This window comes from Schaalia canis, assembly GCF_003858455.1.
Taxonomy (GTDB): domain Bacteria; phylum Actinomycetota; class Actinomycetes; order Actinomycetales; family Actinomycetaceae; genus Pauljensenia; species Pauljensenia canis.
The window spans coordinates 163,559-185,041 of the sequence record NZ_RQZF01000003.1; the positions used below are offsets into that span (position 1 = coordinate 163,559).

Annotated in this window: 14 protein-coding genes; 7 read left to right on the plus strand and 7 right to left on the minus strand. The window is 58.6% G+C overall.

What is annotated here, in order from left to right; translation table 11 throughout:
• The first annotated feature begins 6 nt into the window (after positions 1 to 6).
• Positions 7 to 1,494 carry a phosphate acetyltransferase gene (gene pta, locus EII11_RS04685; RefSeq protein WP_240623062.1) on the plus strand — a complete coding sequence of 496 codons (1,488 nt, stop codon included), beginning with the start codon at positions 7 to 9 and terminating at the stop codon, positions 1,492 to 1,494.
• A gap of 54 nt (positions 1,495 to 1,548) precedes the next feature.
• Positions 1,549 to 2,730 (plus strand): acetate/propionate family kinase, encoded by a 1,182-nt coding sequence (locus EII11_RS04690; protein WP_124869328.1) that lies wholly within the window; start codon positions 1,549 to 1,551, stop codon positions 2,728 to 2,730.
• A gap of 280 nt (positions 2,731 to 3,010) precedes the next feature.
• Here EII11_RS04690 and EII11_RS04695 read toward each other — a convergent pair whose 3' ends face one another.
• Positions 3,011 to 4,195 carry an ATP-binding protein gene (locus EII11_RS04695; protein ID WP_205649231.1) on the minus strand — a complete coding sequence of 395 codons (1,185 nt, stop codon included), beginning with the start codon at positions 4,193 to 4,195 and terminating at the stop codon, positions 3,011 to 3,013.
• A 279-nt stretch (positions 4,196 to 4,474) separates the two neighbouring features.
• On the opposite strand from EII11_RS04695, the gene EII11_RS04700 reads away from it, so the two are divergent.
• Positions 4,475 to 6,565: an NAD(+) synthase gene (locus EII11_RS04700; protein ID WP_124869331.1), complete on the plus strand. Its 2,091-nt coding sequence runs from the start codon at positions 4,475 to 4,477 to the stop codon at positions 6,563 to 6,565.
• A gap of 50 nt (positions 6,566 to 6,615) precedes the next feature.
• Positions 6,616 to 6,972, plus strand: coding sequence for an SdpI family protein (locus tag EII11_RS04705; protein WP_124869334.1), 357 nt, complete (start codon positions 6,616 to 6,618; stop codon positions 6,970 to 6,972).
• A gap of 25 nt (positions 6,973 to 6,997) precedes the next feature.
• Here the strand turns inward: EII11_RS04705 and EII11_RS04710 are convergent, their stop codons facing one another.
• Positions 6,998 to 8,296, minus strand: a complete 1,299-nt coding sequence (locus EII11_RS04710; protein ID WP_124869337.1) for an MFS transporter — start codon at positions 8,294 to 8,296, stop codon at positions 6,998 to 7,000.
• 23 nt (positions 8,297 to 8,319) lie between these two features.
• Positions 8,320 to 8,820 (minus strand): DUF456 domain-containing protein, encoded by a 501-nt coding sequence (locus tag EII11_RS04715; protein WP_240623063.1) that lies wholly within the window; start codon positions 8,818 to 8,820, stop codon positions 8,320 to 8,322.
• 157 nt (positions 8,821 to 8,977) lie between these two features.
• On the opposite strand from EII11_RS04715, the gene EII11_RS04720 reads away from it, so the two are divergent.
• Complete coding sequence (locus EII11_RS04720; protein ID WP_124869340.1) at positions 8,978 to 11,260, plus strand: bifunctional metallophosphatase/5'-nucleotidase; 2,283 nt, start codon at positions 8,978 to 8,980, stop codon at positions 11,258 to 11,260.
• A gap of 62 nt (positions 11,261 to 11,322) precedes the next feature.
• On the opposite strand, the gene EII11_RS04725 is transcribed toward EII11_RS04720, so the two are convergent.
• A complete protein-coding gene (locus EII11_RS04725; protein WP_124869343.1) occupies positions 11,323 to 12,723 on the minus strand; it encodes a class II fumarate hydratase in 1,401 nt (466 codons plus the stop codon).
• Positions 12,724 to 13,037: 314 nt separating this feature from the next.
• On the opposite strand from EII11_RS04725, the gene EII11_RS04730 reads away from it, so the two are divergent.
• Positions 13,038 to 14,735 carry a fumarate hydratase gene (locus EII11_RS04730; RefSeq protein ID WP_124869345.1) on the plus strand — a complete coding sequence of 566 codons (1,698 nt, stop codon included), beginning with the start codon at positions 13,038 to 13,040 and terminating at the stop codon, positions 14,733 to 14,735.
• Positions 14,736 to 14,876: 141 nt separating this feature from the next.
• On the opposite strand, the gene EII11_RS04735 is transcribed toward EII11_RS04730, so the two are convergent.
• Entirely contained in the window at positions 14,877 to 18,098 is a 3,222-nt protein-coding gene (locus tag EII11_RS04735; RefSeq protein ID WP_124869349.1) for a CshA/CshB family fibrillar adhesin-related protein, read from the minus strand.
• Positions 18,099 to 18,406: 308 nt separating this feature from the next.
• Positions 18,407 to 19,537, minus strand: a complete 1,131-nt coding sequence (locus EII11_RS04740) for a GuaB3 family IMP dehydrogenase-related protein (RefSeq protein WP_124869352.1) — start codon at positions 19,535 to 19,537, stop codon at positions 18,407 to 18,409.
• Positions 19,538 to 19,676: 139 nt separating this feature from the next.
• Between EII11_RS04740 and EII11_RS04745 the strand changes: the two genes are divergently transcribed.
• Entirely contained in the window at positions 19,677 to 20,393 is a 717-nt protein-coding gene (locus EII11_RS04745; protein ID WP_124869355.1) for an exonuclease domain-containing protein, read from the plus strand.
• A 142-nt stretch (positions 20,394 to 20,535) separates the two neighbouring features.
• On the opposite strand, the gene EII11_RS04750 is transcribed toward EII11_RS04745, so the two are convergent.
• A complete protein-coding gene (locus tag EII11_RS04750; protein WP_124869359.1) occupies positions 20,536 to 21,225 on the minus strand; it encodes a transaldolase family protein in 690 nt (229 codons plus the stop codon).
• Positions 21,226 to 21,483 lie beyond the last annotated feature (258 nt).

The window sequence follows — 21,483 nt, forward strand, 5'->3', positions numbered from 1 at the left end:
GCCCCCGTGACTTCCCGCTACATCGTCATCCAGCCCGGCATGAACGATCTCGCAACCCAGGTGAGCGACCAGCTCGCCACCCTGCTGGAGGCGCGCGGCGGATTCACCCGCGTCAACCCCCTCGATGCCATCAAGGGCTCCTGCCCCATCGCCAACATGCCCACCGCCGTGCAGACCGTGCGCGACATCGAAACCGACTCCGTCCTCATTGACGCTGGCGAGTTTGCCGTCACCTCCATGGACGCCTTCGGCTGGAACCTCAACCTTGCCGCATCCGCCAACGCCCGCGTGATTCTTGCTCTTGACACTGAAGGCGCCTCCGAATCACTCATTGCCGCTGAAATTCATGGCGCACGCGCACGCGCACGCCGCCACCAGGTAACCATCGCAGCCGTCGCCCTGCCTGCCACTGTCGCCGCTCAGGTGTCCGTTGACGGCCTCGCCGTCCTGCCTCTGCCACTGACCGAGGCATCCCTGGCCGCCCTCGACGCAGTCGAGCTTCCCAACGTGGTCACCCCCCTGGCCTTCCAAGCTGACCTCATTGAGCGTGCCCGCGCTAACCGCAAGCGCATTGTCCTGCCCGAACCCGAGGACGACCGCGTGCTCAAAGCCGCGGCCGAAGTCCTTGAGCGCCAGATCGCTGAGGTCATCCTCGTTGGTGACGAGGCCACCGTCCGCGCCCGTGCCGCTGAACTTGGCCTCAATATCGACGCCGCCTCCATCGTCTCCGTTGAGGACCCCGCCTACAACGAAAAGTACGCCGTTGAGTTCGCTCGCCTGCGTGAAAAGAAGGGCGTCACCGTTGAGCAAGCACGCGAAACCGTCAAGGACGTGTCCTACTTTGGCACGATGATGGTGCATATGGGTGACGCCGACGGTATGGTCTCAGGCGCTGCCCACACCACCGCGCACACCATCGTCCCCTCCTTCCAGATCATTAAGACCGCCCCCGGCGTCTCGATCGTCTCCTCCATCTTCCTGATGTTGATGAAGGATCGCGTGTGGGCCTTCGGTGACTGCGCCGTTAACCCCAACCCCACCCCTGAACAGCTCGCAGACATCGCCGTCACCTCCGCACGCACCGCCGCTCAGTTTGGCGTTGAACCTCGCGTCGCAATGCTGTCCTACTCCACCGGATCCTCCGGATCTGGTGAAGATGTTGAAGCCGTTATTGAGGCCACCCGCCTGGCCCGCGAAAAAGCTCCCGAACTCGCCATTGAAGGGCCCATCCAGTTCGACGCTGCTGTGGATGCCGATGTGGCCGCCACCAAGCTGCCTGACTCCCCCGTCGCAGGCCAAGCCACCGTCTTTGTTTTCCCAGATCTCAACTCGGGCAACATCGGCTACAAGGCTGTGCAGCGCTCCTCCGGCGCCGTTGCCGTTGGCCCCGTCCTGCAGGGCCTCAACAAGCCGGTCAACGACCTGTCCCGCGGCGCCCTCGTCGAAGACATTGTGAATACCGTCGCCCTCACTGCCGTTCAGGCGCAGGGCTGAGTATCCTAAACGCCTCACCTCTTTTCAGCTCGTAACCCCTGAAAGGCACGTTCCGTGACTCAGTCTGTTCTTGTCATTAACTCCGGCTCTTCCTCGCTGAAGTACCAGCTCATTGACCCCGCCACCGGCGCATCCATCGCCAAGGGCTTGGTTGAGCGCATCGGTGAAGAAGACGGCCACATCCGCCACCACTACGGCGTGACCACCGTTGACGTCAACGAGGCAGTGCCCGACCACGAGGTTGGCCTGCGTGAGGTCCTTCGCCTCTTCAACGCCGTGGGCCCCAACCTTAACGATGCCCACATCGTTGCTGTTGGCCACCGCGTCGTGCAGGGCGGCAAGTACTTCTCTGGCCCGGCGCTCATCACCGACGAGGTTCGCCGCCTCATCGACGACCTGTGCGCACTGGCACCCCTCCACAACCCCGCCCACCTCAAGGGCATTGACGTGGCACGCGAGCTCCTGCCCGACATCCCCCACGTCGCCGTCTTTGACACCGCCTTCTTCCAGTCCCTGCCGGCCGACACCGCGACCTACGCCCTCGACCGCGCAACCGCAGAGAAGTACGCGATCCGCCGCTACGGCGCTCACGGCACCTCCCACCAGTACGTGTCCTCCCTCGTATCCAAGATGCTGGGCCAAAGCACCCTCAAGCAGATCGTTCTGCACCTGGGTAACGGCGCATCCGTGTCAGCTATTGACTCCGGTCACGCCGTTGACACTTCGATGGGTCTGACCCCGCTGGAAGGCCTGGTCATGGGCACCCGCACCGGCGACATTGACCCCGCCGTTGTCTTCCACATCCAACGTCAGTCCGGCATGAGCGCTGATGAAGTTGACACCCTCTTCAATAAGAAGTCCGGCCTGAAGGGTCTGACCGGCGAAAACGACATGCGTGCTGTGCGTCAGATGGCCACCGAGGGCAACAAGGATGCCCGCCTGGCTCTGGACATCTACGTCACTCGCATTATCAAGTACATCGGCTCCTACGCTGCAGAGATGGGCGGCGTTGACGTTATCTCCTTCACCGCTGGTATCGGTGAAAACGATGCCGCCCTGCGCGCTGAGGTCTGCAAGCGCCTAGCCCCCTTCGGAGTTGAACTCGATGAGGATGCCAACCGCGAGCGCATTTCTGAGCCAACCACCATTTCCTCTCGCAACTCTTCGGTGCGCATCATGGTGGTTCCCACCAACGAGGAACTGGCGATCGCCCGTCAGGCAATGACTCTGATCTGAGCGCGGCGGTGAAGGGATGAAGTGGGACTTTTCCGACTTCACCTTCATGTGATGAGCATATTTCCCCAGCTCAAGGCTGGGTGAGGCTGTGGCCCTGGACCAACCGGTCCAGGGCCACAGTGTTAGATTCACAGTACTAGGGCCGCAGCGCTAGGCGCGCACTATGCCTTCCGAGGCGAGCATTACAGGCTGACTTCTGGCAACCTATAATCCTGCGTGGTGTGGGCCCCTCACAAGACCCCGGGAGTGCAGCGAAGTAAGTCTGACTTCTGTTTTCTCTTTACAGTTCTTCCGCTTCATGCCTTTCGATGAAGCGGGCCATTCCTGGGACGGTGAAAGCCAGTTTCCCTCGCTCAGGAGCATAGATAGCACCTTTTTTGATGAGACTTGCTCTGGCGACACTCCAGTCAGAGTAGGTGCCTCCAAGGGTAGAAATCACGTCGGAGGCATCCATGACTTCCTGCCCGGCATTGACCATGGCTCGCATATATCGGCGTTCCTTTTCGGTGGCGCGATCCCAGCGAGAAGGGAAAAAACCTTGATCGAGGTGTTCAAATCCTCGATACACTGCTTCTTCAGCATCACGAAGAGAGAACTCTTTTTCTTGGGCAATATCCCAGATCTGCTGCCCAAACACTTGGAGGAAGAAAGGGTACCCTTCTGCTTCTGTAACGAGATATGTCATGGCATCGCCGCTGTAGCGTGCACCGCATTTTTCTGCTGGCTCTGCGAGAGCTTGTTCGGCCGCTTCTGCGCCTAGCGGTCCCACAACACGGTAATCGAAAAGACGTTCCGCGTAGGAACGCGCAGCGCTCAGTGTGGCGGGGAGCGTAGGCAAGCCAGCTCCGATGATGAAAAATGGCCACCCCTCCTGATGCGCGGCATGTTGTAGAGCAAGTAGGGAGCTCAGCAGTTGCGGCTCTAGTTCTTGCATCTCGTCAATGAAGAGAGCGCATCCTTTCCCAGAACCTTTTAGAGGCTCAATCAGCATCTCAACGAGATTCATGAGGCTGATCTCTAATCTCACAGGTGACTGATCGGGCGAAGAAAAACTAACTTCAATACCAGATCCAAGAACCTGAACTTTGAAGGATTCCACGCCCAGGAGAAGGCGACGCGAGGCTTTCTTGATGCGTTGATTCTTACTCCTCAGAAGAGCTCTCTCAAACTCGTCGGCCAGTCTCACTTGGTTTCCGGCATCGCCCTTCTCTTCACGGCGTCCTTCGAATTGGACTGTGAGCCAACTATGCTGCTCAGCCTGTTTCCTAAGTTGATTCAACAGCACGGTTTTTCCAACTCCACGCAGACCTGAAAAGATCAAACCTCGATTGGCAAGATTTCCCATGCCCACACGGGCTATCAACGTGTCGAAGCGCTCACGTTCAAGAGAGCGCCCTGCTAGGAGTGGCGGCATCAGGCCTGAACCTGGATTGTACGGATTCAGCGCTGGATCTATGCCAAACACTCTCCTTCATCGCGTTTGTGGACGGTCACCCTATCCTTCTATATACGATTATAAAGCTGTATATAGAAAAAAATATACAGTCATATACGGCGATATAAAGAGGCATACATTCTCCCCCGCGGGCGCCTCACTCCCCTGGCTCCCCATGCCCTCTCAAAAGCAGGCACAATAGAGTGCAGTGTCTATACAACAGACAGCCCCAACAAGAAACAGTCCCGATAAGAGACCGTCCAGAACGTACAGACGGCGCCACCAGCAGCCGATATTCCAGGAGACCTCGTGAATTTCCATTCCCTCTACGATCATGGTTTTGCCCGCGTCGCCGCCGTATCGATCCCCGTGCATCCGGCGCGCCCGGAGCTCAACGCTGACGAGGTCATCGCCGCTGCGACGGTGTGTTCGAATGCGGGTACTGCGGTTGTCACTTTCCCCGAGCTCTGCCTGTCGGGCTACTCGCTGGATGACCTCTTCCTCCAGTCCACTCTTTTAGATGCGGTTGAGGCCGCCATTGTCCGCATTGTTGAGGCTTCCCGCGACCTCCTGCCCCTGCTGTGGGTGGGAGCGCCCCTGCGCCACGGCAACCGCCTTTACAATTGCGCCCTTGCCATCCACCGCGGCACAGTCCTGGCAGTCACCCCGAAGCGCCACATCACGAACTACAACGAGTTCTACGAGAAGCGCCATTTCGCTGCTCCCACCGATCCCTTCCCCAAGACCATCGACCTGCCCTTCCTAACCCCCGAAGGGGAAGAAACCCTCGCTGTTCCTTTTGGCACGGTGGTCGTGTCGGCCGAGGATGTCCCAGGCCTGACCGTTTCTGCTGAGATCTGCGAGGACCTGTGGGTACCTACCCCGCCCTCGACTATCGCAGCACTGCAAGGCGCGCACATCCTGGTGAACCTGTCTGCCTCCCCAGCGACGGTGGGCCGCGCTGCTGAGCGCTCCAAGCTGGTGGCGGCAACCTCGTCACGCCTGAAGACCGCCTACGTCTACGCCGCAGCCGCCGAGGGAGAGTCCACCACGGACCTGGCCTGGGACGGTCACACCATGGTGTACGAGGCTGGCGTCGCACTTGCGGAGGGCGAACGCTTCTCACACAATGGCGCAACCTTCGCCTTTGCCGATGTTGACCTTGATGCGCTCGCGAATTCCCGCGCCCGCTACAACTCCTTTGACGATAATGCCTCCGGCGTGATGGGGCTGACCATGGGAATGGCAACGATTCCGCCGATTCCTTTCCGCCTTAACCCGCCGCGCGATGACCTTGGCCTGATCCGCGAGATTGAGCGCTTCCCCTTCGTCCCCTCTGACCCGGACCTGCTGGAGCAGGAATGTTGGGAGGCCTACAACATTCAGGTGTCGGCCTTGGCGCAACGTCTGAAGGCAATTGGCAATCCCAAGATTGTTATTGGTGTCTCCGGCGGTCTTGATTCCACCCACGCGCTGCTGGTGGCGGCGCAGGCCATGGATCGTCTGGGCCGCCCGCGCACGGACATTTTGGCCTACACAATGCCAGGCTTTGCCACCACCGATCACACGAAGTCCAATGCCTACAAGCTCTGCGAGCACCTGGGGACCTCTTTTGAGGAGATCGACATTACCCCGGCTGCTCGCCAGATGCTTGCCGATATGAAGCACCCCTTCTCCGATGGTGCCGACCTCTACGACATTACTTTTGAGAACGTCCAGGCAGGCTTGCGCACGGACTACCTCTTCCGCCTTGCCAACCATCACGGTGGCATCGTCTTGGGCACGGGTGATCTATCGGAGCTGGCTCTTGGCTGGTGCACCTATGGTGTGGGCGACCAGATGAGTCACTACGGTATTAACGCCGGTATTCCCAAGACTATGATCCAGCACCTCATCCGTTGGGTCATTGCCTCCGATCTCTTTGGCGAGGATGCCTCGGCGGTGCTTGACTCGATCCTCAATACGGAGATCAGCCCCGAGCTCATCCCCACCACCGCGGGAAAGGCCCCGCAGTCCACTCAAGCCAGCATTGGCCCCTACAACCTGCAAGACTTCACCCTCTTCCACTTCCTGCGTCACGGTGCTCGCCCCTCGAAAATTGCTTTTATGGCAATGCACGCTTGGGGGGACGCGGCGGCTGGCCGCTGGCCTGAAGGCTTCCCGGAGGATGCTCGGGTGGCCTACTCTCTGGGTGAGATCGTGAAATGGGAGCGCGTGTTCCTGCGTCGTTTCTTCGCCAACCAGTTCAAGCGTTCAGCAATGCCCAATGGCCCCAAGGTTCTTGGTGGCGGCTCCTTGTCGCCGCGCGGGGATTGGCGGATGCCCTCGGATGTGTCGGGCGCGGCTTGGCTGGCCGAATTGGACGAGGCCGTCGCGGGACTGGAGTTGGAGGTTAAGTAGCCTGCCGCTGGTGGCTGCGCATCTTGATCCCCCTCGTTGAAGGAGAGAAAATGACAATTATTGCCATTGTCTGTGCTGTTCTGTTCATGTTTGCAGCGGTGCGTTTTGGCTTGCTCGCCCATTTTGCTCGCACGGACAGTTTGCCCTTTGAATCCTCGATGGGGATTCGCGCCCGCGAGGTTCGCGCCGACGTCGAGACGTGGAATAAGGCTCACCGGGCGGCATGGCCCCTGTATGCGGCGGGGGCAGGGGTATCTGCTGGCCACGGCGTCGCCTGCGCGTTGGCGCCGTGGGCTTCTGGCATTAGTGTGGGCGGTTTTTTGGCCGTCATTGTGGGCGCTGGTGTCGTGGTGCTGGTAGCACTGACGATTCTGTCGGAGAAGGCCGGGGTGTCCACCATTCGCTAAAGGGGTGCGCTCCCTGGTTGCATCGTCATTTCGCCGTATTGTTCGGCCGTAGAACGAGGGCGGTCAGGGCGATCATCAAACCGCCGAGGGGCAGGACAATCATTGCTGAAGTCAGTGAGGTTGCCGCAACGATCAGGCCGACAATAGGCGGTGCGCAGAGGAAGGCCAGGCGGCCCAACCATGTGACGATTGTCAGCCCAGTGCCCACGGGAAGGCCAGGCAGGTCATCGGCGGCGTTCATAGCAAGAGGAACACTGGCAGCGCATCCAATGCCTGCGGCAGCCATGCCAATGAGTGTGGTGGGAAGGGAGGGCCACAGTAGGGCGATGCCCATGCCGGCAACGATCAGAAGGCCTCCTGCCTGCAACGTGGCGCGAGCGCCGATGCGGGCGATGACACGGTCGGCAGCAAAACGCCCAAGAGCCTGGGTGGCGAGCATGGTCACGAAAGCGGCGCCGACTGCGCTGCCTGTGACGCCAAGCTGGTCGCGCAGGTAGAGGGCGGACCAGGTGGAGGAGGCGTCCTCAATGAGCATGCCCGCGATGGACATGAGGGTCAGGCTAGCTAGGAGGATGCCGACGGGGAGGGCAATGGTGGCCGCATGAGAAGACGCAGGATTGGCTGCGTCCAACGCCTGCGTTCCCTCTGGCATCTGCGCGGCGTCCAGCCCGGGCTTCGCACTGTCACGCCCTCGCAAAAGGAAGGGTTGCACAGCAACACCAAGCGCGACAAAACACAGAGACGAACCAATGAGGTGCAGTGGCAGGGGAAGAGAAATTCCAACGGCGATTGATCCAAGCAGCGCCCCGCACATGGCGCCAATAGACCAGCCTGCATGAAAGGAGTTGATAATAGGGCGCCCGTAGTGTTTTTGGACGCGCAGGCCATGCGCATTTTGGCCGACGTCGGTGATGGCGTCACAGGCACCTGCCATGAAGAAGCTCACGGCGAAAAGCATGTAGAGGACCCACTTCAGTGCGCTGCTAGCGGCGTCAGTGTTGAGGGTGGCGAAGATGCCGACCATGCTCATCATGATGCCCACGCCGACCGTCCCCATTGCTGCAGTGCGGGCTGATGAGAAGCGTCGGATAATCCGCCCGGCAATCGGCCCTGCGGTGATGGCCCCCAAGGGGAATAGGGCAACCGTTAGGCCATATACCGGTTCGGAGAGGCCGAAAATGTCTTTGATCTCAGGGAAACGTGGTACTACCGCAGCGAAAAGCGCACCATTGGTAAGGAAGAGAGCAAAGACGGCCGCGCGGGCGCGGCGTAGGGTGAGGCTGCCGGGCGTGTTCGGAGTTTGAGTGGGGGCTGCGGAGGTCATGAGGTGTTCCCGTCGCCTGCACTTTAGTAGCCCAGCGCGGTGAAGATCAGGCCCCCAATCCAGGCCGTGGTGGCAACCAATGCGGCAAGAAGCTCAATAACGATGGATAGTCCAACAATTTTCAGGGCTTCAAGGGTTGCCTTCCATGCGTCTTGCGGGGATTGAAGGCGCAGGTATTCCATCGCGTAGATGACGGCAATCAGGCCCACAATGAAGCCCACTACCGGGATGATGAAGTAGCCAACAACCGCGCCCACAAGGCCGGCAATCAACGTCGAGTTAGGAATGCCCGACTGGGCAAGTTTGCGTCCGGGAATCACGAATTTCGCGACAAAAGCAACAGCCAGGACGACAAGCGCGATCACGAAGACACTCCACGCCAGCGGGGTGTTGACATTGAACGCCCACAGGAAGATACCCCCTGCGATGAAAGGACCCGAGGGCCAGATCTGGACAATAGCGCCAACAATACCTGCCAGAATTAGCAGGCCGCTGAGGAAGAGGATGAGGAAAGAGACGCTCACTGCGGGACACTCCATGGTGGGAGGGATAGAAGTCCCTACCATCCTAGAGTGAAGCACCCTTTCCTACCTTCTGAGGATCTTCCTCCTGAATCCTGACCGCTAATGCGGAATAATGTGGGGACGCCCGCTCTTCCTACTTCAACGACGAAGGACCAGCATGAAGACTCGTTTAGTATGGTCGGCGCTGCTTGCCTCAGCTCTGGCTTTAACACCCCTGACACCTGCGTTAGCCGATGATCCGGCCACCGTCACCGTTGACATCTACGGCATTACTGACTTTCACGGGCACCTCGAAAGAGTGGTCCAGAAAGCGAAAGAGCCTGGCCAGCCCGATACGGTGGTTGACCCTGGCGCTGTCACCATGGCCTGCGAGCTAAAGAAAGCTCGCGACGCAAACCCCCATCTCCTTTTCGCTTCCGCTGGTGACAATATCGGCGGCTCAGCCTACACCTCTTCCATCTTGAAAGATGTGCCAACCCTTGAGGTCCTCAACGCCCTTAAGTTGGACGTCAGCGCCGTGGGCAACCACGAGCTTGACCTCGGCATTAAGGATCTCACCGACCGTGTATTCCCACTCGTGACCTTCCCTCACCTGGCCGCAAACCTCTCCGGCTCTGCCGCGCTTGATACCCAAGGCAATGGTGGTGGAGTGTTCATCAAGGACGTTCAGGGCATTACAGTCGCTTTCGTTGGTGCTCTCACTGACGAACTTCCCTCCCTTGTCTCCCCCAGCGCACTTGCGGGGCTGACAATCAGCCCCGCCCTGGCCGCCGCCAACGAAAAAGCCAGCGCATTAAAGGACGGCGACGCCGCTAATGGCGAGGCCGACATCGTCGTAGTCCTCACTCACGAGGACGCCGCCGACCAAGCCACTTTGTTCAACAAGTCCGTTGACGCTGTCTTTGCCGGGCACACCCACGTTGATTTCCTTGAAGTTGTCACCGGTAAAGACGGCAACAAGATTGCCGTCATTCAGGCCGACCACTACGGCTGGAATCTTGGCAAGGCCTCGATCAGTATTGATCCAGTGTCAAAGACAATTACCGCGGTAGTTGCTGAATCTATTGACCTGCAAAAGTCCGATTGTGTGGATGACACCTACGGCGTGCAGGCCATTGTCGACAAGGCTGTTGCTCAGGCGAAAATCGAAGGTGGAAAACCTCTGGCTCGAATCGGCTCGAACTTCTTGCGTGGGACAAATAAGGGCACTGACCCCGGTTCAAACCGTGGCACTGAGTCGACCGCGTCAAATATGCTGGCTGATTCTTTCGCATCATGGCTGACCGACGAGGTTGCCCACTCCGTGAAGACGCGCGTGGGTGTCATGAACCCCGGTGGGGTGCGCGCCGACCTTCTCTACGCCAAGTCTGATGACGAAGCGAGCGACGGTATTGTCACCGTCGGCGAGGCCTACACTGTTCAGCCTTTCGGTAATGAGATGGGCTATGCCCAGCTGACGGGCGCTCAGTTCCGTGAGCTTTTGGGGCAGCAGTTCCAGCCCGGTAAGGATCGTCCGGTTCTTATGCTGGGGCTGTCACAAAATGTTGAGGTGACGCTCAATCAAGCGGCGGTGCGCGCGCTGGCAGCCATTAAAGAATCTGATGATCCTCAGATTCCAGCTTTGCGTGCCGCAGTTGTAGATTCGGTCATGATTGATGGGCAGCCCCTGAGCGATGACGCGCCTCTTCTTGTGGCAAGCAATAGTTTTGTCCTGGAAGGCGGCGACGGCTACCTGGTCTTCAAGGGTGTTCCTTTTGTGAATACGGGCTCCCTTGATCGTGATGTCACTGCACTGTATCTGAATAAGTTTGCTGCTGAGCCTTTGGTGGCGACCACGAAGAAACGCCAGATCGCAGTTGAGGGTGAGGCAACCCGCGTTAATAGCGCCCTCGATAAGCTGACTGCTTCCGTCTACGGTGCAGTTTATAGCAATGATGCAGAAAAGGCTCTGGGAGCAACCACCGTTGATGTGGAACTCCACGGCAAGAAGGTCGCATCAGCAGCGATTGATACGACTCCGGTGGCCTTGCGCCCGGAAACGGGGACGGCATCATTCAGTATTGACGTGCCGCGCAGTGCAGCCTCGCAGGTGTGTCTCAAGGATCCTGCCGCTCGCTGCTATGCGCTTGCCGCAGTGTTGCGCAATGCTGCTGGCGAGGAACTCGCACGCCGCACTTTCGAGGTTCGTGCTCCTGCTGATCCGCCGTCTGTAACGCCACCATCAGTGACACCTCCCCCGCCAACCACCCCGCCGGCGACGACGCCACCGGCAACAAAACCACCGTCAACAACGCCACCCGCTAAGAAGCCTTCCACTGAGGCTCCCGGAAAGAGCGGAAAGATTGCTCGCACGGGTGCTACTGCGTCCTACACGATAGGAGCGTTTGCGCTTTTGGCTATCGTCGGTGGAACACTCATGTTCCTACGTCGGCGTCGCTGACTCACAATAAGTGGGCGGCTGGGATACCCCAGCCGCCCACTTATATGTTCAGGCCGCGACGTTTAGAAGTCGCCGGTCATGGAGCGCACGTCAAGTGCGGCATCCAGGTCAGCTTCAGTGAGTTCGCCGCGCTCCACGTAGCCCAGGTCAATGACGGCCTCGCGGACGGTGAGGTCATGCTTGACGGAGTGCTTGGCAATGGCAGCAGCGGCCTCGTAGCCAATGAGTCGGTTAAGCGGGGTGACGATGGAGGGTGAGGATTCTGCCAGGCGCAGGCAGCGTTCCTCGTTCACAGTGATGCCATCCACGCAGCGCTCAGCAAGAACGCGCGAGACATTACCGACGATGGTGATGGATTGGAGCAGGTTGGAGGCCATGACGGGCAGCATGACCAGCAGGTCGAAGTTGCCCTGTGCGCCAGCGAAGGCAATGGCGGCGTCATTACCGATAACCTGCGCGGCAACCTGAACGGTTGCTTCAGGCAGAACGGGGTTGACCTTGCCGGGCATGATGGACGAGCCCGGCTGCAGGTCAGGCAGATTGATTTCTCCCAGGCCCGTGCGCGGGCCTGACCCCATCCAGCGCAGGTCGTTTGCGATCTTCACAAGGGAAACAGCAACGGTGCGCAGGGCAGCGGACATTTCCACGAGGGAGTCTTGTGCGGCCTGGGCTTCGAAGTGATTGTCGGCTTCACGCAGGGGCAGTCCCGTGTGCTGCGCAATATGTTCAATGACGCGGGCGGAGAAGCCTGCGGGGGTGTTAATACCGGTGCCAACAGCGGTGCCTCCCAAGGGCAGCTCAGCCAGGCGAGGCAGTGCTGCTTCCACGCGCTCAATGCCCTTAGAGATCTGGGTGGCGTAGCCGGAGAATTCTTGCCCGAGGGTGATCGGCGTGGCATCCATCAGGTGGGTGCGTCCAGACTTGACGACGTCTTTAAATTCAACGGCCTTCGCGGCGAGGGAATCGTGCAGGGTGTGCAGGCCGGGCAGGAGAACGTTAACAACAGCTCCGTATGCGGCGATGTGGATAGATGAGGGGAACACGTCATTGGAGGACTGGGAAGCGTTGACGTGATCGTTGGGGTGAATAGGGAGGTCCTCGGTGGAGGCCAGGGTGGCGATGACCTCGTTGGTGTTCATATTGGAAGAGGTACCCGAGCCGGTCTGGAAGACGTCGATGGGGAAGTGTTCGTCGCATTCGCCTGCGATGACGCGGTCAGCGGCGGCGACGATAGCCTTCGCTTGCTGTTCTGTGATAACTCCGAGCTCCTGGTTGGTCAGGGCTGCTGCGCGCTTGATGTGGCCAAGGGCGGCGATGTGGTGACTGTTGAGTCGTTCTCCTGAGATGGGGAAGTTTTCGACAGCGCGTTGGGTTTGCGCTCGGTAGAGCGCGTCAATCGGAACACGAACCTCGCCCATAGTGTCGTGCTCAATACGGTACTCGCCATTACCCTGCTGGGACATAGCCTCTCCTTAGTAATTTTCACAATGAGTGCGTTATCTATTGTCCCCTATTTTTAGCAAAGAAGTAGGACGAAATTCCCCTTTCTATCACCATCCGCATCACGTTTCCGGCTCGGGAATCCGTGGCATCCTCCCCCGCTCTCCTCCACCACCTAAGCCTGATATTCCAACAAAAAGAGGACCACGCGCTGGCCTCGGCAATCCTTCGAAAAGCTCCGGGGGACCCCTGTCCCCTATCCCTCTCATTGCGCCCCCTACCTTTAGAGAGTTGCCAACACATTGTTGCGAAAACTACCGGCGCAAAGGAGCCACTCATGACTGAGTTCTTCTACGAGGACATGCTTCCCCTCGGTGAAGACACCACCCAATACCGTCTACTCACCACCGAAGGTGTCGAAACAGTCGAAGGCCCCGACGGGCGCACATTCCTCAGCGTTGCTCCCGAAACGCTCTCCCTTTTAGCCGAGGCTGCGCTGCACGACATCTCCCACTACCTGCGTACTGCTCACCTTCAGCAGTTGCGCAATATTCTTGACGACGAGGAAGCCTCGGCCAACGACAAGTTCGTGGCCCTGGATCTGCTGAAAAACGCCGTCATCGCTGCAGGTGGTGTACTCCCCATGTGCCAGGACACCGGCACAGCTATTGTCTCCGCCAAGCGCGGCCAGCATGTCCTCACCGAAGGCCCCGACGAAAAGGCCCTGTCACGCGGCATCTACGACGCCTACGTCAACCTCAACCTGCGCTACTCCCAAAACGCTCCCCTGACCATGTGGGACGAGAAGAACACCGGCAATAATCTGCCTGCTCAGATCGAGATTGCCGCCGACACTAAGCCAGGCCACGAGGCTGAATACTCTTTCCTCTTTATGGCCAAGGGCGGCGGCAGCGCCAACAAGTCCTACCTGTACCAGGAAACCAAGGCTCTGCTGAATCCCGAACGCATGATGCAGTTCATTGAGGAGAAGATTCGCTCCCTGGGCACCGCAGCATGCCCGCCCTACCACCTGGCTCTGGTGATCGGTGGTACTTCGGCGGAATATTGCCTCAAGACTGCGAAGTACGCCTCCGCGAAGTACCTTGATGCCCTCCCCACGCACGGAGACATCACCGGCCACGGCTTCCGCGACATTGAGCTGGAAGAAAAGGTCTTGGAGCTCACGCGCCAGATTGGTATTGGCGCCCAGTTCGGTGGCAAGTACTTCTGCCACGATGTGCGTGTTATCCGTCTGCCCCGCCACGGGGCCTCCCTGCCTGTTGCGCTGGCTGTTTCTTGCTCGGCTGACCGCCAGTGCAAGGCGAAGATCACCTCCGAGGGCGTGTTCTTGGAAGCGTTGGACACTGATCCGGGTCGTTTCCTGCCTGACATTACCGACGCTGACCTGGATGCCGAGGCTACCGGCGCCTCCTCAACGGGTAAGGGTGCTGCGGTCACGATCGACCTTAATCGTCCGATGCCGGAGATCCTCGCTGAACTGAGCAAGCACCCGATTAAGACTCGCGTCTCCCTCAATGGCACCATCATTGTGGCTCGCGACATTGCCCACGCCAAGATCAAGGAACGCCTGGACGCTGGCGAGGAGATGCCTCAGTATCTCAAGGATCACCCCGTGTATTACGCTGGCCCGGCCAAGACCCCCGAGGGCATGCCCTCAGGTTCCTTCGGCCCCACCACTGCGGGCCGCATGGATTCCTATGTTGACCAGTTCCAGGCCGCAGGCGGCTCGATGATTATGCTCGCCAAGGGCAATCGCTCCAAGGCCGTCACCGACGCCTGCGAGAAGCACGGTGGCTTCTACCTCGGGTCAATTGGTGGGCCTGCTGCTCGCCTGGCTCAGGACTGCATTAAGAAGGTCGAGCTGGTGGAATACCCCGAGCTGGGCATGGAAGCCATTTGGAAGATCGAGGTCGAGGACTTCCCAGCGTTCATCGTTGTTGACGACAAGGGCAATGACTTCTTTGCTGGCACTCAGGAAGTCACCCTGACGATCGGCAAGCGTCCCGGCCTGTGAGCATAGGCTGTTGAGTGCCCGCGCAGCGGCGCTCATAACAGTGTGAGGGGATGGCCCGTATGGGCCATCCCCTCACACTGTATCTCCCCCGGAATATCAGCAGCTCATATTGCCGTGGGCTACATCTGTCAAGACCTGAATTTACGCATCTGTCTGACGGCGTCGATAGGCTGCTGCAAGCATGGCTGCAGCCAAGATGCCTCCACCCGCAATGAAGAAGGTATCCGCACTGGTTCCCCCCGTGAACGGGAGAGCAGGCGGGGTGATCGCAAAGTTTTGGATTGCCCCGAGATCAATCTGGGTTCCCAGCTCCTGAGCGGAGATATTTCGTCTGATAGGTTCACGTGACCGGCGATAGCCGATGGGGGCTGCGGTTTCCGTCAGCGTGTAAGCTCCTTCATCTCGAACGAGTACCCGGAAGTAACCGCCACGATGGTCTTTGTCAGGCCCAGCGCACTGACTTGGCGCATCGGCGACACAGTCCGCAACGGTCAGCGCGGCGGCATTGCCTCGCTGCAGAGTCCATTCGGAACCCGACAGTGGGGAGGCTTGAGGGGAGGCATCTACCTTGCGCCAAATAATAGGCGTGTCATTAGGCGCGTTAGGGATAGGCGCGGGAAGAGCCACATCGATGATGCCGTCCACCATGTGGGGGAAGTGGTGCGTGCGCCCATCCTTACGGAATCCGGCAGGGGCCGCGAGTTCCTGCACTGTGTAGTCTCCCCATTTCAGCTGGGTGACTTTGAAGAATCCCGGTCGGTTATCTTTATCGAGGCCGCCGCAGGCGCCGCTGATACAGTCTTCAACAGTTACGCCCGAAGGGTGCGAGGGGCCTCTGAGCGTCCATGAGCTTCCACCCAGGTGAGCCCCGGTCGCTTTGTTCGTTTTTTGCCACGCAAGGCTGGCGGGTTTGGTGGTGTTCATAACGCGACACAGGACGCGGTCAGCGCCTGCAACACGTAGACGGTCCGCAGCAACCAACACGCTTTGGAAACGCTGACTTGGAGGCTTGACGCTTCCGGGAGCCTCGGAGCAGACCCATTGACCGGCTTCATAAGCGACGGCTTCTGGGGCATTGCTGTTCTCTGTCAGTGTGTAAAGCGATGCGGAGACGGGGGTCTCTGCCGTTCGACCGTTGCCGGTGACGAAATATCCCGCACCAGTGAACTTCCTGTGCCTGAGCTGAAGCGTCCAGCTGGATGCCGGAAGCGGGTTCGAGGCCCATGGGGCACTGACAGTCTTTTCGAGGGTCACCGTGGGAACGTAGACCCGCAGCTCATAGTCTTCAACTTCACCTGCTGTGGTGACTCCAGTGGGAAGCATTTGGTTATCGTCAGCCACATCAGCAATGCGTAGCCGCATGTAGGTATTTGCTGAGCCTGGCTCACCGGCGACAGATCGCTTCACGTCGCTTGGGACTGTCCAGACGAGCGTAGCCTTCGATCCAGAGCACGTCACGACATTGCTCCGCTCATTGGGGTTGTTGAAGTGGCCATCGCGGTTCCAGTCAATCCAGCCAGCAACCTTCCCTGGCCCTTGACAGGGCACATCCTTTGTCAGGGTTCCCCCAGGGCCAACGAGGATTCCCTCTGTCCGCAGTTCCCCGGCATTGAGCGCATCCTCATCGCTGGGCTGTTGCCCGGATTGATCATCCTGGTCAGCCCCGGCACTGGCAGAGTAACGAGAATCAGCATCAATTAGTTGGCCAAGCCGAGTGGGGCCAGGTATAACCGTTGCTGGCCTTGTCTCCATAAGATTGGCACCCACATGCGCTTCATGGGTTGAGTTATTGGCTGGTTGTCCCGCTGACCATTTGGGTTGGAAAAGGGAACCTGCAATGCCGTAGCTTGATGGCGCATCACCAAAATCAGAAGCGATCACCATGCCAAGGGCAACAGCAGAATATCCACTACCCTGCATGCGAATGGTTGCACCATTAGCGCCTTCCATAAACATCACAGCACCAGGACCGCCAACACCACTTGGTGTGCGGTAGCGGCCTTGGTTTTGGTAGACGCACTCTTTCCCACTCGGAATCAAGCGCAGAAGCTGCGTGCTGTTGATGTCAGCATCTAGGTAACTACCACGGGCGAAGGTCGGACAGCCATCGGATCGGAGGGTGTCCAGGACGCGCCATTTCGTGCCTGGGTTCCAGGCGTACGCTTGAATCCACTCGTCCCTGTCCCCACCGTCGTATGCACTTGAGGCCTCAGCATCTGCAAAAACAAGCCCGTTTAGGGGGATGTTTCTTTTTTGTCCGGAAGGCTCAACAAGCTCTGCCGAACACTGAATATTGAAGCTCACTTCCGAACTAAATCCAGAAGCTGTGTATTTCTGTCCCGCGATCGACCCATTACCGTTATAGGCATAACCATTTGCCAGGCCAATAACCATTTCATTCAAGTTGGTGTAGTGCTCGGGGTACGTCTCCCAAGAAGCCCGCACTTCACCCCCACTACTCCATTGACCGCCCTTGCCACTGTTATAGAGATTATCGAGGACGTCTCCAGCCCATGCTCCTGGAACTGTTGCGACAAGCGGTCCTCTCGCTTGAACGTCCGGCACTCCCGATCGCGCACTGTGGTACGTCAGGTTCGAAAGAGTGCATTGTGTCAGCAAGTAGCCTGATGTACCAAAATCCCGGTAGTTCCTAATCGTTCGCGGTCTACCGTAGTTAAGAACAGGCACATCAGGGCGAGAGGTCCCCGCGAAATCGTCGTTGTAATTTCCCCATTGGAGCCACTGGATCCATTCCTTGTACCTGCCACTACCTCCCTTTGCAAACACTGCGGGCAGAATACTGGGGTCACGAGGCACTGCGGATGTCCCACTTGGCTGGCGAGCACGGAAGAAGCCGGAGTACCCTGCAGGCGATTCTTCAGGCTTTTTCTCGCCTGCTACCTCTGAGCCTTCATCCTTTTGAGGCTCGACTGTTTCAGCAGCAGAGCCTTCCTCGGTGGCTTCGTTTGCGTCGCCAACTGGGGCGCCAGAAACGTCGGGACTGCTCGCTCCCTCATTCTCACCATCTTTACTCCCGGTGCTGACCTCGTCGTGCTGTGACGGGACTTGATGATCGTCCGAGGTCCCTCCAGGTTCCTGGTCGCGGAGGTCATGACCATGAATACCTGGTTCGCGGGCATCGTCCCCCTCAACCGCGGCACGATAGATGTCACTTTGAGCCGACTGAGCCTGATCTGAGTCCCTCTCAAGGGCAATATCAATAGCGAAGGAGCTATTGAGTGCCGCCAGCATGCTGAGGGTGAGAAAAGCCGCAAAGGAGGACCGAAGGATGCTGCGGCGCGGCTGATGAGCGCGCGCACGCAATGAAAGAGCGAGCCTACTGTCTCGCTTTCCGTGCTTCACGAGGCATTCCTTTACTCAACGGCTCACACATGATGGGATGCGCGCCGTGTGACACTGTGCGGGATTAAACCGTATGGGATAAACGGTGTAGGGGATGAGGGGTCCGGCATGAAGAAAAACCGCGGACTGCAGATTTTCATCGCCTTCCCTATTGGCTTAAATCCTACTATTTCTCCCTATTCGAAGGCCAGTTTCATGGAAAACTACACAGAAGAACTTTTTCAAAGCTCACAAAAATAGCTACGGCCTGCACATTTGGCAAAGCCATTTTATTTAGATCTCAACCCATATTAACTTTGCCCGACAGGTCAGTAATCCGACGGCCGATACGGACTTACCACCACATTCACTCGCTGCAAATCCTTCACCTCGGAATACCCCGTCGACGCCATCGTCCGACGCAGCGCCCCTACAAAGTTCAACGAGCCATCCGCGCGATGGGACGGGCCATACAAGATCTCCTCCATCGTCCCCGAAGTCCCCACATACGCCCTCTGACCGCGCGGCATATCAGGATGGGTAGCCTCCGACCCCCAGTGCCAACCGCGCCCCGGCGCTTCCTCAGCCCGAGCCAAAGCAGCACCCAACATGACAGCATCGGCGCCGCAGGCAATCGCACGCGACAGGTCACCCGAACGCCCAATTCCCCCATCAGCAATGACATGCACATAACGTCCGCCAGACTCATCCATATAGTCCCGCCGAGCCGCAGCAACATCGGCCAGGGCCGTCGCCATAGGAGCATGAACACCCAGAGACTGGCGAGTCGAGTGTGCAGCACCACCACCAAAGCCGACCAGCACGCCCGCCGCACCCGTTCGCATCAGATGCAGTGCAGCGGTATCGGTAGAGACGCCACCAACAATGACAGGAACATCAAGCTCATAGATGAAGCGTTTCAGGTTCAAAGGCTCGTGGCGTGAGGACACATGCTCAGCAGACACGGTCGTTCCGCGAATCACAAAGAGATCAACACCGGCCTCCACCACAGCCCGCCAATGCTGCTGCGTGCTCTGCGGTGACAACTTCCCCGCCACCACAACTCCGGCCTCGCGGATCTCACGCAGACGCTCGGTAATCAGCTCATTTTTAATGGGCTCAGAGTAGATCTGTTGGAGTCGCGCAATCGAACGATCCACCGGAAGTGCCGCAATTTCTTCCAAGATCGCCTCAGGGTTCTCATAGCGGGTCCACAGGCCCTCAAGATCAAGCACCCCAATACCGCCAAGGCGACCGAATTGAATGACCGTCTGTGGACTCATCACCGAATCCATAGGGGCGGCCATAATCGGGATATCGACGTGGTAGGCATCAATTTGCCAGCCGACATTGACATCCTTAGGATCACGCGTACGACGCGAAGGAACAAGGGCAATGTCATCGAGGGTGTAGGCGCGCCGTCCGCGTTTGCCGCGGCCAATTTCTACTTCAGTGCTCACATGTCCAATGTTATCCGCAGGCATGCGCGATGCGCGCCCCTGTCTTCTTCATTCCGCACATAAATACGCTAAAGTCGGGGCCGATAGCGCACACTGGGAACAGCACTCGAAACCGCCGGCTCACGAAGGAGAATCTGTCATGACAGCGCCTTGGACCGATGTGCCCTGGTTGGGGTTCGATACGGAAACAACTGGCATCAACCCCAGTTCTGACCGGATTGTGACAGCTGCGCTTGTCTTGCGTTTGGGGGGCGCCACTGCCGCCAGTGAGGATAAGACCCACACATGGCTGGCCGATCCTGGCGTCCCCATCCCCGAGGCTGCAAGTGCCGTGCACGGCATTAGTACCGAGTACGCGCGCGAACATGGCCGCCCCATTAAAGACGTGATTGACGAGGTTGCCGCCACTCTTGTTGCCCACTGGCAGCGCGGTTTTCCTGTGGTGGCCTTTAACGCGCCCTACGATGTGACAATCCTTGATGCTGAACTGGCCCGCCACGGTGTGCCAACCTTGGATGAACGTCTCTCGGGCGCACCTATGCTTGTGGTGGATCCTCTTGTCCTTGACCGGCACTTTGATCGTTTCCGTAAGGGTAAGAAGACCCTCACCACGATGGCTCCCGCCTATGGGATTGAGGCGGACGAGGATGCCCACACCGCTGAAGTGGATGTGGCGATGACCTTGGATGTCTTAGCGGCTATGGCAGCCAAGATCGAGGCACTTGCGGGACTGACTCCCCTGGAAATCCATGAACTTCAAGTGAGCGCCCATGCTGATTGGGCGGAAGACTTTGAAGGGTATCTGCGACGTCAAGGACGCGATGCGCACATCTCCCGCGCCTGGCCGCGTTACTGACATTGCGCGCATGACCGCCTACCGCTTGCGGTGTGCAGCTAGCAGCCCTGTAGCGCCGTAGCGCCTAGCGCCACTGTCATGATCTAGTGAAACTTGTGGCCTCCCCATTTGGGGAGGCCACAAGTCTCTCATCAGAAAGTATCTACTCGCGCGTCAGAAGATCTGTCCAGGTGTAGCGTCCGCCCACCAGGGCAGCAAAGTCATCATTTTGATCGGCAATGGCTGCATCGGTCGCAGGGTTGCCAACAAGGTGGGCAAGCACGTCAGGATGGGCGGTGATAGCGCCAATCCCCGCACGGACCAGTTCCAAAACCTGTTCGGAGTTCTTAAAGGATGCAGCCAGCACGTCAGAATCGAGCTCATGAGTGCGCAACATCTTGTGAATATCAGCAGCCACACGGACACCGTCAATACCGTAGTTGTCCATGCGATTGACGTAGGGAGCAATATATTTAGCACCCGCTTTGGCCGCCATGAAGCCCTGCATGGACGAGTGAATACCCGTGGCAGTCACACGGAATCCAAGATCCGTGACACGAGGGATGGCAGCGTAACCTTCACGCGTCACGGGGATCTTGACGTAGAGGTCATTGCCAAGCTCAGCGCACAGTGCCTTCGCTTCAGCGATCATGTCATCGGTGGTGGTCGAGACAAGCTGGACGTGGAGCTGAGCGCGTGCGGGCAGGAGCTCACGGATCTCACACAGCACATCGACAGGATTCTTTCCGACGCGGGAAAGGATTGTCGGATTGGTGGTAACGCCGTCTGCGGGAAGGTAGGACAGCACATCTGCAATGGCGGCAACATCTGCGTCGTCAATGAGGATCAGCATTGATTTTCCTCTGTTCAGTCTCTGGGGATATGCCACGAGGGCATCTGTAAGAATGCCTTAAGAAGAGTCAGGCATTATTTATCTCTCAAGATACCCTAGGTTTTCGCACCCATCAGGGGCCAGAAGGCCTCTTCGTCGACAGAAAATCTCACGCCCCTCATTGAGCGCCCCGCGTAAGACTTACTCTGGCTCTTCCTCGGTCCTACAGCCCGAGCACGCGGGAGGGCGGAGCCGCATACGCGACCCCGCCCTCGTCAG